This window comes from Blautia marasmi, assembly GCF_900258535.1.
GTDB classification, from domain to species: Bacteria; Bacillota; Clostridia; order Lachnospirales; family Lachnospiraceae; genus Blautia; species Blautia hominis.
Window position 1 is genome coordinate 5,464,061 of sequence record NZ_OIWX01000001.1, and the last position, 12,005, is coordinate 5,476,065.

The following is a 12,005-nucleotide window of genomic DNA, read 5'->3' on the forward strand; positions in this document are numbered from 1 at the left end:
TTGTTGCAAATGTAACAGTACGATATCTTTAATTCGTTGCAAGTCGCTCCGTAAAATGGTTTTTAACGATTACAGGCATGGCGATTTCCTGTACTTTGCATTTGAACAGTTTGATGTCTGACACGATATAAAAGCAGGTAAACGTCAGACTGCAGGCAGCTATTACATAAATCAAGATTCCAATCGAAAATGGAAATACATTATTTCTGGTATTCAGCAGAGATAGTGCTGCAGTAAAAAGCAGGGTAATGTATAGGAAACCTCTGTATTTCCATTTTAATACAGGTATTTTCTTTTTTCCATCTCTCCTGATACAGCCCATATCTAGCTGCCTCCTCAAAGTATATTTTAACATAGATGACTATAATTTAACTCACTAATATATTTCAAAAAATATGCTGATAATTTTCTAAATTACCATTTGGCAGCGATTAATTTGTATTTTAGCTGATAGTGAAAATATAGAATATTTTTGTTTGCTTTATGTTAGACTTTTGTTTCAGAAATATTAAAATAATGGTGGTCTTCCCCTTCAAGCGTTCCCCTAAAGCCAGCTATATCTTATGTTCAATATCTCCATCGGTAAAACTTGTCGCTTCGACAAAAATAACGATCGGGGCATTTTTAAGGATTGCCCTCACAATGCAAATCCGCTGGCGTTCTCCGCCGGACATTTTAATACCGGTCTTTTCATTTAAATAGAACCTGTCTTTTCATTTGCAACAAAAGATGGTATAATAAATTCAAACTATAAATCCCAACTTAACAGTAAGAAAAAATGAAAATTTGGTGGTGTGAAAATGATTCGATTAAGACCTTATAAAGAGACAGATGCTCATACAATCCTCTCCTGGTGCAAAAATGAAGTTGATTTTTACAAATGGACGGCAGGGGTTTTGGGTAACTATCCTATTACGGAAAAGGAATTTAATACAGTTAAATCATTGATTGCATTTACAGCATTTGATGAATCCGGTATTGTAGGCTTTTTCACTTTAAGAAATCCCGGTGATTCTTTAGATGAACTGCGTTTTGGATTTGTGATCCTAGACCCAGGGAAACGTGGCAAAGGTTACGGAAAAGCAATGATACAGCAAGGATTGAAGTTTGTATTTCAAATATATGGAGCCAGAAAAGCATCGCTGGGAGTATTTGAGAACAATATTTCAGCCTATCATTGCTATAAAGCAGCAGGCTTTCAAGATAAAATCTCCGATCATGCAGAAACGTACCACGTGATGGATGAAGACTGGAAGTGCTTAGAGTTAACAATGGAAACCTCTTGGAACTAAGATGATTTATAGAACAGGAGTTTTTTAATGGAAGTATTATACCGAACGTTAGAATTGGATGAATGTGACAGAATAAGAGAAGTTGATGCTTCCCAATATATTGGACGGGCTTGGCGTAATGTTGATGGTTACAGACAGCTTGTTGAAATAAACTATCAAGATACAGATTTTCCAAATGGTTTTGAAGATCATCTTTCAAACCTAAAGAATACCATTCGTTCCGGTGGAATTGTGTTGGGGGCATTTTTCAAAGAACGTCTTTTAGGTTTTTGTAGTGTGAATAATACTGTTTTTGGAGATTATTACAAATACGTTCTTTTGGACCAACTTTTTATTTCAAATGAATTGCGTAATAAAGGTATCGGTAAAAAACTATTTTTCATGGCCGCAAAAATGGCGAAAAATAAAAGAGCTGTGAAATTTTATATTTGTGCCGGCTCATCGGAAGAAACCATAGCTTTTTATTTTGCAATCGGTTGTGAAGAAACAAAAGTAATAGATCAAGATCTATATCAAACGGATACTCGTGACTATCAGCTAGAATTTGATTTTATGAAACTATAGATTACGGAGTATGGATTATATTTGCAGATCCTTTCCGGACAATAGGAGGCTCTGCTGATCCTGATTCGGCAAAACAAAAATACCCACCGGAAATCTCTATACTGCGAAAGCATTGATTCCGGTGGGTATTTTTTTATTTGGGATTAAGATAATTTAAAATGGGTATTGATCCATAACCCTTACAGCATTAAAGTCCGGCCTGTTTCAGGAGATCCGGTACTTTGGATTCCCATCCCAATGCCATAATATGTATACCCTGGCAGTATGGCTTACATTCTTTGATAATGCGCGCAGCAATCTCAACACCTGTAATACCTGCTTTTGTTTTTTCTTTATCCGCCTTCAATTCGTCGATCATGGATTCCGGAACATGGATTCCGGCAACATTTGCATTCATGAATCTTGCCATTCCTACGGATTTCGGAATTATAATACCGAGCTGAACCGGTTTTCCGAACTGTTTGGCTTTTTCCATAAACGATATGAATTTTTCAGGCTCAAAAACTGCCTGTGTCTGGAAATAATCAGCACCGGCCATAACCTTCCGTTCCATTTTTGCAAGCTGTGCATCTACAGAATCACTACACGGTGATACTACTGCACCTTTTGCAAATTTTGGAGGTTCGCCTACCAGTTCGTTTCCGCCAAGGTCGCAGCCTGATTCCAGCTGCTTCACTGCATGGATCAAGGAAACGGAATCCAGGTCGAAAACAGGTTTTGCCTGAGGATGATCTCCCATTTTTGTATGGTCACCGGTTAAAAGCAGCAGGTTTTCAATTCCTAACATCGCTGCGCTCAAAAGGTCAGACTGCAGTGCAATACGGTTTCTGTCACGGCAGGTTAACTGATAAATCGGTGTCAGCCCTTCATCTTTCAGAACTTTACATGTGGCCAGAGAGCCAAGACGCATAACGGAAGACTGGTTATCTGTTACGTTAACTGCTGTAACGCCGCTCAGATAAGTCTTTGCCTCTTCTACAAGATGGTCAATATTGGTTCCTTTCGGCGGTCCTACTTCTGCAGAAACTACAAATTCACCACGTTGAAATAATTCGCTAATATTCATTCACCCTACTCCTAATCATTATGTATTTGTAACTATTCAGTCCCTTCCTAGTTACATGAATGTTAACAGTTCTCTGTTTGTTTAGACACTTCATCATCAGTTGCGTAATTGCGTATCTTAACCGGGCATTTCAGTTCATCCAGACGTCCAAGCTGTGCCAGCCGTCTGTAAATACGCTCCCAGCCACATTCCATTTCACTGTCCACTTCGCATTTTCCGTTTTTCGTACCACCGCAGGGGCCGTTGACCAGGCTCTTGGAGCATGCAGTGATCGGACAGATTCCTCCGGTGATGTTCAGGTAGCATTCACCGCACTGATCACAATCATATTCTAAGGGTGTCACACCCTGGAATCCCGGTAATGGGTATGTATCACATGCTGCACATACTTTTTTATCCTCCAGGTACTCGGCAATTGTCTGTACACCGACGCCGCAGGAGAATACCAGTACCACATCTGCCGCATCAATAGCACTTTTGTGTTTCTGAAGGCGCAGCTTCATATTTTCCGGATTACAAATATAATCCGTTGTAATGATTCCGGTCACATTTCCAACCTCAGCCAGTTCCTTCTGGAATCCTTCGGCTTCTTTTTCAGGGAAATGAACTTCTTTGCATCCCTGGCAGTTAATGACAAAGACTTTCTTTCCGTCCACCAGTGATACGATAGTTTCCTTTGATTTTAATTGGGTAATTAACATATCACTTCATCCCCCTTATGGCATTTTTTCCGGCTTTGATCTTGCTGACAATCGGAATCTTGGAAGAACATATGTAGTCACAGCATCTGCACTCAACACAATCCATGACGTTCCTGTCACGCATCCCTACCCAGTCCTGCTCATCTGCAAGCTTGGCAAAATACAGCGGAGAAAGCTCCATAGGACATACATCCATACAGCGTCCGCATTTGATACATGCCACTTCCTGTGTCTGATCCGTATCTATGGCAATGATTCCATTGGAACCTTTCATCATCGGCACATTCAAATCCGGAAGGGCAAATCCCATCATAGGTCCACCCATCTTGATCAAAACATCATCATCTGTCACGCCGCCGCAGTAGTCGATCAGCTCTTTTACATTGGTACCGATCTTCACGATATAATTGCCCGGATTTTTGATTTTTTCACCGGTTACGGACGCAACACGTTCAATCAGCGGCATACCCTTCTGAATTGCATCAGAAACAGCCTTTACGGTACTGATATTGCTCACTACAACACCTACATCTGCAGGCAGACCGCCTCGCGGAACCTGTCTTCCCATAACGCGCTTGATCAGCATTTTTTCAGCGCCCTGCGGATACTTTGTCTTAGCCACTACCACCTGAATGTTGTCGCAGTCAGCAGTTTTTTCTTCCATAAGCGCAACAGCATCCGGCTTATTATCCTCAATGACAATAATACCCTTCTGGGCATCTACCGTTTTCATCATTGCTTTCAGACCATAAAGAATATCATCTGTAAACTCCAGAAGCACTCTGTGGTCTGCTGTCAAAAACGGTTCACATTCACAGCCGTTCAGCAGGATAGCTTCAATTGGCTTATTGGGTTTTAATTTGACAGATGTGGGGAAACCTGCTCCTCCCATACCTACAATTCCAGCCTCGCGGACAATCTCAATAATCTCATCCGGGGTGAGGCTTTCAAAATCTTTATTTGGTTTTACTGATTCGTGCAGAGTATTTTTTCCATCTGATTCAATGACTACAGCCATCACCTCGCTGCCTCTTGTGGCATGCAGACGCGGTTCAACTGCAACAACAGTTCCGCTGACACTGGAGTGAACAGGAGCGCTGATAAAACCTGCCGCTTCCCCAATCTTCTGTCCCACTTTCACTGCATCCCCCACTTCTACAATGGGATTTGCCGGAGCTCCTAAATGCTGTGACATGGAAATGACAACAGTCTTCGGCTCCGGGAACCTTTTAAGCGTAATATGTTCACTGAATTCTTTACGCTCTGACGGATGAACACCGCCATAGTAGCCTGCGAATCTTTCCTCACGGATGGATTTCACATAGTCATTAATAACTTTAAAATTGGTTTTTGAATAATCGCGAACCTGAACCGGCTGATTCAAAAATTCTTCAAGACGTCCCTGCTTTTCCAGCTTCTTATTGATCTTTTCCCAGGCACAGTCTTTGTCGGGATCCACTTCGCATTTTCCATTCTTTGCGCCGCCGCACTGTCCGTTTACCAGACTCTTTGAGCAGTCAACGATTGGACAGACTCCCCCGGTGACATTCAGGTAACACTGGGCACATGCATCACAGCGCTTTTTGGTCAATGCCATGCCGTGATGTCCTGTATAGTTCAATGAATTGCTGGCCGCATATACAGGTACCTCTGCCATATCTGCAACTGTCTGAATACCCAGACCGCAGGATATTACAAAAACATGCTCCGTGCCTTCAGGAATCATATCCTGTAATTTGTTCCCAGTCTGGGTTTTGTTGCACAAAAAATCAACCTTTGCACTGCCAGTGACTGTTTTTCCATGTTCGGCAGCGATTTTTTCAAATTCACCGCAATCCGGTTCGTCAATGGTCTCAAATTCCTTGAAGCACTTGTTGCAGGCAATGACGAACAGCTTATCCTTGTCGGCCAGTAATGAAGCCAGTTCTTCATTCCCCTTCAGCTTATACTTGGTATAATTCTCCAATTGTTCACCTTCCTTATAAAATTGATTTACAGACAAAAATCTTATCTACTTTTGTTAATTTTTTCACTCTCTGCACTTTAATGAAAAAATTACAAGGGGCAAATAAGGCATGTCTGTAATTAATATCTATTGTACCACATATTGGTTCTATTTGCTATTCTAAACGTATTTTTTGTAGGTTTTTTTCACGAATGTTCCAAAGTTTTCTCTGTTTTCCTTTTCTAAAGGTATCAAAGGTTTTTTCCCCATCCCGGGGACGCGTTTCATGGTATCTGACCATCTATGTGTTTTATGACCGCCGTTCTGCTAAACCGATGGGAACACCATCTTCATAAATCCATTCAGACGCATTCTCGATCAATAGCTCAAAAAATACTTCATCTGATTTTATAAATTCATCTTCCTCACTGAAAGAATCCGGATATCGCAATATATAAGCTGATTTTATTTCCGTATTTCTGTCATCAAATACAGACCCCAGCGCCTTTGCTTTTCCTGTAAAATAAAAGTTCCCCACGCAGACTGCAATGTTGGGATTACTTAACATTTCTTTCGCTTTTCTGCTTGCTGCTGATGTTCTTACATATAAGCGCAGCCCTATATTTAAAGGACTTACAGGTCTTGAGGAAACCATGTCATTTTTGCTTGTTGATAAATAGATCACTTCTGCTTTACTCAATACACGTTCTAATTTTTTAAAATTTACTTCCATATACAACCTCCATTGGTGTCAATTGAATTTGTTACTGCGTCCAAAACGCTTTTTGCTATTTGGGTCATGCTTTTATCATTGTACCATCCTCGGTCACTTTTTTCTTGCATAATATGACACCGGGATCAAATGAATCAGCCTTATCCGTTCCCATCCTGTAGATTTTATCATTACTCTATGATAATATGAAGCCATAATACAGATTTATTTAAAAATAATGTAACTGTTCAGTCCCCTCACAGTTACAGGCAAAAATCCATGCAGGATCGCCTTTGGCGATGGAATTTTTGCTTGGCTGCGGAATGCTTTCTTACGGTCAGCGCAGTGAATGCGCCATAAAAGGTAGTTTCCGGATTTAGACAAATACATTTCTAAGACGAAAGGACGGTTTTAAGATGAAAATGCGCAGTGATTACACTTGTCCGCTGGAATTGACCCATGACATAATCAGGGGGAAATGGAAACCTCTTATTTTATGGCTGCTCAGCAAGAGCGGATATTCCCCCTCAGCATTAAAAAAATCCATCCCGGGAATCAGCCAAAAAATGCTGCTGCAGCATCTCAATGAACTTTTAGAGTGCGGGGTCATCCAAAAGACGACTTCTGAAGGATATCCATTAAAAACAGAATATTCCCTTACCCAACGGGGACAAAAGATTTTTGAAGCCGTCTCCATCATGCAGAGCGTAGGCATAGAGATGATGCTTGAGGATAACCGGGAAGATTTTTTAAGGGATAAGGGACTTTTATAGTTACAAAAAAGTGTGTAATTTACCATATTCCCCATTTCGGCTATAATAAGGTTAAAGACAGGAGGTGCAAAAGTGAAAGATGCAGTAAAGACAATTGGAAACTTAATTGACAAGCAGGGTGTTTCCTTTATAAGTTCCGTGGATGAAAATGGGTATCCCAACACAAAAGCCATGCTGCCCCCGCGGAAAAGGGAAGGGATTAAAGTGTTTTATTTTACTACGAATACATCTTCTATGCGCGTAAAACAGTACCGAAGTGATCCAAAGGCCTGTATTTATTTTTGCGACAGAAGATTTTTCCGGGGTGCTATGCTGACCGGCACTATGGAAGTTCTGGAGGACAGTTATCACAAAGAGATGATATGGCAGGAGGGAGACACCATGTATTACCCGGAAGGTGTTACTGACCCGGATTACTGTGTACTGCGGTTTACCGCCAAAGAAGGCAGATTTTATAGAAATTTCAGCTCTGAAAATTTTGAGGTCGAATAAAATATCTATCTGCAGCCGACCATGAAAAGACTTCGGAGGGACCCTTCCAAAGTCTTTTCATGGTCAGTTGCAGACAGATACAAAATCGCAGACCTGTGCAGTCTACCTCTTTTGCTGCTTATCTAATATCCGAACCTTTTTGTCCTCAACGAGTATTGCCTGGGTATCACGAATGATTTTCAAATCCAGACTATTGGAATATGTATGGATGATCTCCTCAGCAGCCTTCCCCATTTCCCAGTTTTTGTAATGTGGGACCACATAAAAATCAATCAAATTTAATCCCGAATACTCTCTTAAATCAGGGGCTTTTTCTGCACGATCCATTTTGGCAGAATAACCGATATCAGGAGCAGCAATAATGGCTCCTGCGGATTCCCCTATGTAGAGCTTCCCTTTTTCTATTTCCCGGATCAAGATCTTATCCGCCCCGGTCCGCCTTAACTCCTGCAGTAAATAAAAGGTATTGCCTCCTGTAACATAAATGATGTCGTTCTTTTCCAATTTACTGACAATCATTTCATAGGAGGCTTCGGAGACTTCTAACTCATCAACAGCCAGGCCTAATCTCTTTAACTTCCATTTGCTTATTTTTACAAAAAAGCCCAATGTTTCTACTTTGCTTGCCGTAGGAATGTACGTTACAGTCTTATTTTTCAAGTCCGGCTCAATGGTTTTCAATAGATTGGAAACCGTTTGAAACATGGAAACCAAAAACATTCTCTTCATCTTTTCACCCCCGATATCATGACTTTGACACTGCGTCTCCGGTATTTGTGAAACGACGCAAGCATCAGACTCTTTTTCTTTTATCTGTCAAACCCAATCCTGTCGTCATCTGTTATTTCTCTGATAACACGGCAGGGTGCGCCTACCGCAACGGTGTTAGGAGGAATATCTTTTGTCACAACGCTCCCTGCTCCGATCACGCAGTTATCTCCAATGGTGACACCACCCATTACAACCACATTTGAGGCAATCCATACATTGCTGCCTATTACAATTGGCTTCGCATACTCATACAAATGCCGCCTGCCATCCCCGTCTGTCCGGATATTGCGTTCCTCCGCCACCAATGGGTGCATGGGCGGAGCAATTGTAACGTTTGGTCCGATCAAAACGTGGCGGCCAATATGGACCGGCGCACAGTCAAGGACTGTGAAATTAAAATTGGCACTGAACTCATCGCCAATGTAAGTATTAAACCCATAATCAAACTGGGCATTGATAATAAAGACGTTTTCTCCGCAGCTGCCAAGCAGTACGGATAAGATTTCGGCACGCTCTTTATGATCTGCAATATCCAGTCCGTTCAGCCGGGCTGTCATCTGCCTGCAATGATTCCTTAAAGAATTCAGTTCTTCATCGTAGGCATCATAAATCTCGCCTGCAATCATTTTTTCTTTTTCTGTCATCTGTTATCTTCTCCTTTCAAAGGTATTTCTGTTTTCGTCAGCAATCTGCCATTTTTGCCGGGCTGCTATTGGACAGATCTTTCAATGTATCACCGGCAATCCGGTAAACCGTCCAGTCTTTCATTGGCTCTGCGCCCAGGGATAAGTAGAAATCAATACTTGGCCGGTTCCAGTCAAGACACCACCACTCCAAACGCCCACAGCCTCTCTCAACCGCAATCTGAGCAAGTTTCTGCAGTGTGGCTTTTCCATAACCTTTCCCGCGATATTCCGGCATAATATATAAATCCTCAAGATAAATTCCCGCACGCCCTAAAAAGGTAGAAAAGTTGTGGAAGAATAATGCAAAACCGATTTCTTTTTCATCCACCACTGCGAAAATGACCTCCGCTCTTTTCTTATCAAAAATCCACTCCTTCAAATCTGATTCTTGTGCCACAACTTCATGTTCCATTTTTTCATATTTTGCAAGTTCTTTTATAAATTTCAAAATAAGAGGGACATCTTCCCTTTCTGCAAAACGATATGTGATCTGTTCCTTTGGCATACTGCTGCTTCCTCCTTATTGTTTCTGCTGCTCGGTCATATAGGGTGTATTCCCGGCCCATTTTATCAGTTCACGCAGAGCCGGGATCAATTCTCTCCCTGCTTCTGACAGACAATATTCCACATGGGGCGGATTCTCTTCGTATTGGATCCGCTCCACTAATCCATGGGCCTCCAACTCCTGTAGAGAACGGGTCAGCATAATATTGGTGATCCCGCGGACCTGCCGCTTGAGTTCATTGTACCGGATACCGCCCTTGGACAGCTTCCACAAAATCGGCAGCTTCCAGCGTCCGCTGAGAAGGTTTAATGCGGTAACCACCTGGCAGGAGCCATCATATAAATTTCCTTCTAACATTTCTTCACCTCTTGCAGGGCACAAAAATGTGCGTACTTGTATTCTTCTGTTTAAAAGATATACTGATTATATCATCTTATTTTTAAATGTAAAGAAAGGGGATCATTGATGGAAATACTCGTGATAAACGGTAGTCCGAGAAAGGACCGAAATACAGCAGCACTTTTAAAATACGCCATGGATGGCGCAGCCGCGGCTGGGGCCGTGTCAAATCTAATCCATCTTTATGAGTTGGATTTCAAAGGATACTGCAGTTGTTTCTCCACTTTCTTGTTCGGACGAAAGCTAACTGCTCAACCTTGGTATGGGTAACGACGGGCGGCGACATGGAAATCATAAACAGCTTGACGGACGTACTCGTAACCGTGAACACCCCCGCCGACCGGGAAAAGCTGTTCAAAATAATCAAGCTGTCCCATTTTGCCAAAGCAGGGCAGCATTGACAGTAATAGCGCATATATGCTTAACGATTTGTAGACTATTCTGCACAGGCTTGACAATCTGGTTTCTTCAATGTAAACTTTTAGATATATTACTATTAGTAATACAAATGGAGGTTAACATGGACATTATCATTTTAGGACTTCTCATGATTCAGAATTGCACAATCTACGAGATGAAGAAGGTTGTCGAAAAAAACTTTGGCAATATCAGCAGCAGCAGTATAGGAAGTATGCAGGCGGCGGTAAAAAAACTACTGAGTAAAAATATGATTTGCTTTAATGAGTATGTTGAAAACAGCGTAAATAAAAAAGTGTATGAAATTACGCACGAGGGGAAGGAACACTTCCTCTCCACTATTTCAGAGCCTATGCTTTACAAGGAAAGAAATATGGAGTTGAGTAAATTTTTCTTTATGGGTTTTACCTCAAAGAGTGAACGATTGGCACTTATTGCAGCATATGTCTTTGAGTTGAAGAAAGAACTTATTCGCCTTGAACAGATAAAGTCGGCTGCCGAAATCCAACCCGATTTTGATGAGGATTATCTATCAATGCTCAAAGAGAAAGGTGCTGTCGAAATACAAAGCGTTGCAGATGTACAAGATATTGCTTTTTTCCAATTAGCAATGCTCAATTTTTCAATTGATAAAATCAAATTTGAAATTCAATGGTTTGAAAATTTCAAAGAGGATTTATTGTAAGAAAGGACAAAGCTTATGCAAAATAAAACAGAATATGAAATCAAAAAGCTCTCAGAATTGAATCACGCGCAAGTCGAACAGGCTGTTGCAGTTTTTATAGACGGGTTCTATTACATCTACGCTAAAGCCGTTTCAAAGGATAAAACTTTACTGAAAAAATTGTTTATTGACGCCTTTGATTATGATATGGTTTATGTCTGCCTTTATGAAGGACGAGTGGTTGGCTTTCTCGGCTTAGGCAATAGCCATAAACGCTGTATAGCTTTGAGCAGAGAAACCTGTAAGCGTTTACTCGGCAGCTTCAAAGGTGCAATGATATATATGCAAATGGGTGGAATTCTTCATGAAATAACCGTTCATGGGATAAACGAAGGATATATTGATTACATAACCACAGATGATAACTACCGAGGCCAAGGTATTGCAACACGACTCATAAAATATGCTTGCGACACACTTTCGTATGAAAGTTATACCCTTGATGTGCTGTCAAAAAACACAACAGCAAAAAAGCTGTATGAGCATCTAGGGTTTGTACAGACGAACATCAAGAAAAATCTATTAGTAAAGCTTGGAGGTTTTGGCAATCAAATTGTGATGAAACTTGAAGTTGACAAAGCAAAAAAGGAAAATTGAGTATGGATAAAAGGACGGGAAACCTTACTATGACAACGACCTTGTTGCAGCGAAGCCGGACGGTGCGCCGATTGCCGCGTCGTGGGTATCATTTGGAATTGCCGCATATCCGTGTAGGCGAAGTGTTGGGACACACGCTTGTGGGTATCGGCGTATCGCTTGGGCCGTCTATGAACTTTGAAGCCGTTACCGCCCGTTATGTGGACGTGCGGCTTGAATGAAAAAAAGGAAGTCCTGTATGCTTATCATAGGGCTGTCAAACAGGCTGACCCGGTAAAGGCAAAGGAAGCACCACCAGCACAGGCGATAAAAGAAACGTCGAGAACCCGAAAAGACATAGTATTTATACGGGTTTCCGACG

At 41.4% G+C, this 12,005-nt stretch carries 17 protein-coding genes; 7 read left to right on the forward strand and 10 right to left on the reverse strand.

Translation table 11 applies throughout. The annotated features are described in order from the left end of the window. Positions 1 to 28 precede the first annotated feature (28 nt). Positions 29 to 322, reverse strand: coding sequence for a hypothetical protein (locus tag C6P39_RS24020; RefSeq protein WP_104805446.1), 294 nt, complete (start codon positions 320 to 322; stop codon positions 29 to 31). Between the two features lie 232 nt (positions 323 to 554). After that, complete coding sequence (locus C6P39_RS24025; protein ID WP_104805447.1) at positions 555 to 674, reverse strand: ATP-binding cassette domain-containing protein; 120 nt, start codon at positions 672 to 674, stop codon at positions 555 to 557. 126 nt (positions 675 to 800) lie between these two features. Between C6P39_RS24025 and C6P39_RS24030 the strand changes: the two genes are divergently transcribed. Beyond that, complete coding sequence (locus tag C6P39_RS24030; RefSeq protein ID WP_104805448.1) at positions 801 to 1,292, forward strand: GNAT family N-acetyltransferase; 492 nt, start codon at positions 801 to 803, stop codon at positions 1,290 to 1,292. A 27-nt stretch (positions 1,293 to 1,319) separates the two neighbouring features. Beyond that, entirely contained in the window at positions 1,320 to 1,856 is a 537-nt protein-coding gene (locus C6P39_RS24035; protein ID WP_104805449.1) for a GNAT family N-acetyltransferase, read from the forward strand. 187 nt (positions 1,857 to 2,043) lie between these two features. Here the strand turns inward: C6P39_RS24035 and C6P39_RS24040 are convergent, their stop codons facing one another. From C6P39_RS24040 to C6P39_RS24055, 4 genes are all read right to left on the reverse strand, one after another. Further along, the gene (locus tag C6P39_RS24040) at positions 2,044 to 2,922 is read right to left on the reverse strand and encodes a methylenetetrahydrofolate reductase (protein ID WP_104805450.1); all 879 of its coding nucleotides are present in this window, start codon (positions 2,920 to 2,922) and stop codon (positions 2,044 to 2,046) included. A gap of 62 nt (positions 2,923 to 2,984) precedes the next feature. Beyond that, positions 2,985 to 3,623, reverse strand: coding sequence for a methylenetetrahydrofolate reductase C-terminal domain-containing protein (locus C6P39_RS24045; RefSeq protein WP_095172968.1), 639 nt, complete (start codon positions 3,621 to 3,623; stop codon positions 2,985 to 2,987). 1 nt (position 3,624) lies between these two features. Continuing rightward, positions 3,625 to 5,589: an electron transport complex subunit RsxC gene (rsxC, locus tag C6P39_RS24050; RefSeq protein WP_104805451.1), complete on the reverse strand. Its 1,965-nt coding sequence runs from the start codon at positions 5,587 to 5,589 to the stop codon at positions 3,625 to 3,627. Between the two features lie 289 nt (positions 5,590 to 5,878). Further along, positions 5,879 to 6,301: a pyridoxamine 5'-phosphate oxidase family protein gene (locus tag C6P39_RS24055; protein WP_104805452.1), complete on the reverse strand. Its 423-nt coding sequence runs from the start codon at positions 6,299 to 6,301 to the stop codon at positions 5,879 to 5,881. A gap of 395 nt (positions 6,302 to 6,696) precedes the next feature. Here C6P39_RS24055 and C6P39_RS24060 point away from each other — a divergent pair, with 395 nt between their 5' ends. Both C6P39_RS24060 and C6P39_RS24065 read left to right on the forward strand, forming a co-directional pair. Next, positions 6,697 to 7,053 (forward strand): winged helix-turn-helix transcriptional regulator, encoded by a 357-nt coding sequence (locus C6P39_RS24060; protein WP_104805453.1) that lies wholly within the window; start codon positions 6,697 to 6,699, stop codon positions 7,051 to 7,053. A 72-nt stretch (positions 7,054 to 7,125) separates the two neighbouring features. Then, a complete protein-coding gene (locus tag C6P39_RS24065; RefSeq protein ID WP_095172964.1) occupies positions 7,126 to 7,545 on the forward strand; it encodes a pyridoxamine 5'-phosphate oxidase family protein in 420 nt (139 codons plus the stop codon). Positions 7,546 to 7,647: 102 nt separating this feature from the next. Here C6P39_RS24065 and C6P39_RS24070 read toward each other — a convergent pair whose 3' ends face one another. The 4 genes from C6P39_RS24070 to C6P39_RS24085 form a co-directional block, all read right to left on the reverse strand. After that, positions 7,648 to 8,274 carry a Type 1 glutamine amidotransferase-like domain-containing protein gene (locus tag C6P39_RS24070; protein WP_104805454.1) on the reverse strand — a complete coding sequence of 209 codons (627 nt, stop codon included), beginning with the start codon at positions 8,272 to 8,274 and terminating at the stop codon, positions 7,648 to 7,650. 80 nt (positions 8,275 to 8,354) lie between these two features. Further along, a complete protein-coding gene (locus C6P39_RS24075) occupies positions 8,355 to 8,960 on the reverse strand; it encodes a sugar O-acetyltransferase (protein ID WP_104805455.1) in 606 nt (201 codons plus the stop codon). Positions 8,961 to 8,997: 37 nt separating this feature from the next. Continuing rightward, the gene (locus C6P39_RS24080; protein WP_104805456.1) at positions 8,998 to 9,507 is read right to left on the reverse strand and encodes a GNAT family N-acetyltransferase; all 510 of its coding nucleotides are present in this window, start codon (positions 9,505 to 9,507) and stop codon (positions 8,998 to 9,000) included. Between the two features lie 15 nt (positions 9,508 to 9,522). Beyond that, positions 9,523 to 9,864 (reverse strand): winged helix-turn-helix transcriptional regulator, encoded by a 342-nt coding sequence (locus C6P39_RS24085; RefSeq protein ID WP_104805457.1) that lies wholly within the window; start codon positions 9,862 to 9,864, stop codon positions 9,523 to 9,525. Between the two features lie 108 nt (positions 9,865 to 9,972). On the opposite strand from C6P39_RS24085, the gene C6P39_RS28590 reads away from it, so the two are divergent. From C6P39_RS28590 to C6P39_RS24105, 3 genes are all read left to right on the forward strand, one after another. Then, positions 9,973 to 10,176, forward strand: a complete 204-nt coding sequence (locus C6P39_RS28590; RefSeq protein WP_104805458.1) for an NAD(P)H-dependent oxidoreductase — start codon at positions 9,973 to 9,975, stop codon at positions 10,174 to 10,176. Positions 10,177 to 10,426: 250 nt separating this feature from the next. Next, on the forward strand, positions 10,427 to 11,008 hold the full coding sequence (locus C6P39_RS24100) for a PadR family transcriptional regulator (protein WP_104805460.1): 582 nt from the start codon (positions 10,427 to 10,429) through the stop codon (positions 11,006 to 11,008). A 15-nt stretch (positions 11,009 to 11,023) separates the two neighbouring features. Continuing rightward, entirely contained in the window at positions 11,024 to 11,644 is a 621-nt protein-coding gene (locus tag C6P39_RS24105) for a GNAT family N-acetyltransferase (protein WP_104805461.1), read from the forward strand. Positions 11,645 to 12,005: the final 361 nt, after the last annotated feature.

What these genes read in the sequence shown, in the direction of transcription:
- C6P39_RS24070 (WP_104805454.1), bottom strand. Translation starts at nt 8,274, where the DNA reads ATGAAGAGAATGTTTTTGGTTTCCATGTTTCAAACGGTTTCCAATCTA.
- C6P39_RS24030 (WP_104805448.1), top strand. Translation starts at nt 801, where the DNA reads ATGATTCGATTAAGACCTTATAAAGAGACAGATGCTCATACAATCCTC.
- C6P39_RS24020 (WP_104805446.1), bottom strand. Translation starts at nt 322, where the DNA reads ATGGGCTGTATCAGGAGAGATGGAAAAAAGAAAATACCTGTATTAAAA.
- C6P39_RS24055 (WP_104805452.1), bottom strand. Translation starts at nt 6,301, where the DNA reads ATGGAAGTAAATTTTAAAAAATTAGAACGTGTATTGAGTAAAGCAGAA.
- C6P39_RS24045 (WP_095172968.1), bottom strand. Translation starts at nt 3,623, where the DNA reads ATGTTAATTACCCAATTAAAATCAAAGGAAACTATCGTATCACTGGTG.
- C6P39_RS28590 (WP_104805458.1), top strand. Translation starts at nt 9,973, where the DNA reads ATGGAAATACTCGTGATAAACGGTAGTCCGAGAAAGGACCGAAATACA.
- C6P39_RS24025 (WP_104805447.1), bottom strand. Translation starts at nt 674, where the DNA reads ATGTCCGGCGGAGAACGCCAGCGGATTTGCATTGTGAGGGCAATCCTT.
- C6P39_RS24080 (WP_104805456.1), bottom strand. Translation starts at nt 9,507, where the DNA reads ATGCCAAAGGAACAGATCACATATCGTTTTGCAGAAAGGGAAGATGTC.
- C6P39_RS24075 (WP_104805455.1), bottom strand. Translation starts at nt 8,960, where the DNA reads ATGACAGAAAAAGAAAAAATGATTGCAGGCGAGATTTATGATGCCTAC.
- C6P39_RS24060 (WP_104805453.1), top strand. Translation starts at nt 6,697, where the DNA reads ATGAAAATGCGCAGTGATTACACTTGTCCGCTGGAATTGACCCATGAC.
- C6P39_RS24035 (WP_104805449.1), top strand. Translation starts at nt 1,320, where the DNA reads ATGGAAGTATTATACCGAACGTTAGAATTGGATGAATGTGACAGAATA.
- C6P39_RS24040 (WP_104805450.1), bottom strand. Translation starts at nt 2,922, where the DNA reads ATGAATATTAGCGAATTATTTCAACGTGGTGAATTTGTAGTTTCTGCA.
- C6P39_RS24100 (WP_104805460.1), top strand. Translation starts at nt 10,427, where the DNA reads ATGGACATTATCATTTTAGGACTTCTCATGATTCAGAATTGCACAATC.
- C6P39_RS24105 (WP_104805461.1), top strand. Translation starts at nt 11,024, where the DNA reads ATGCAAAATAAAACAGAATATGAAATCAAAAAGCTCTCAGAATTGAAT.
- C6P39_RS24085 (WP_104805457.1), bottom strand. Translation starts at nt 9,864, where the DNA reads ATGTTAGAAGGAAATTTATATGATGGCTCCTGCCAGGTGGTTACCGCA.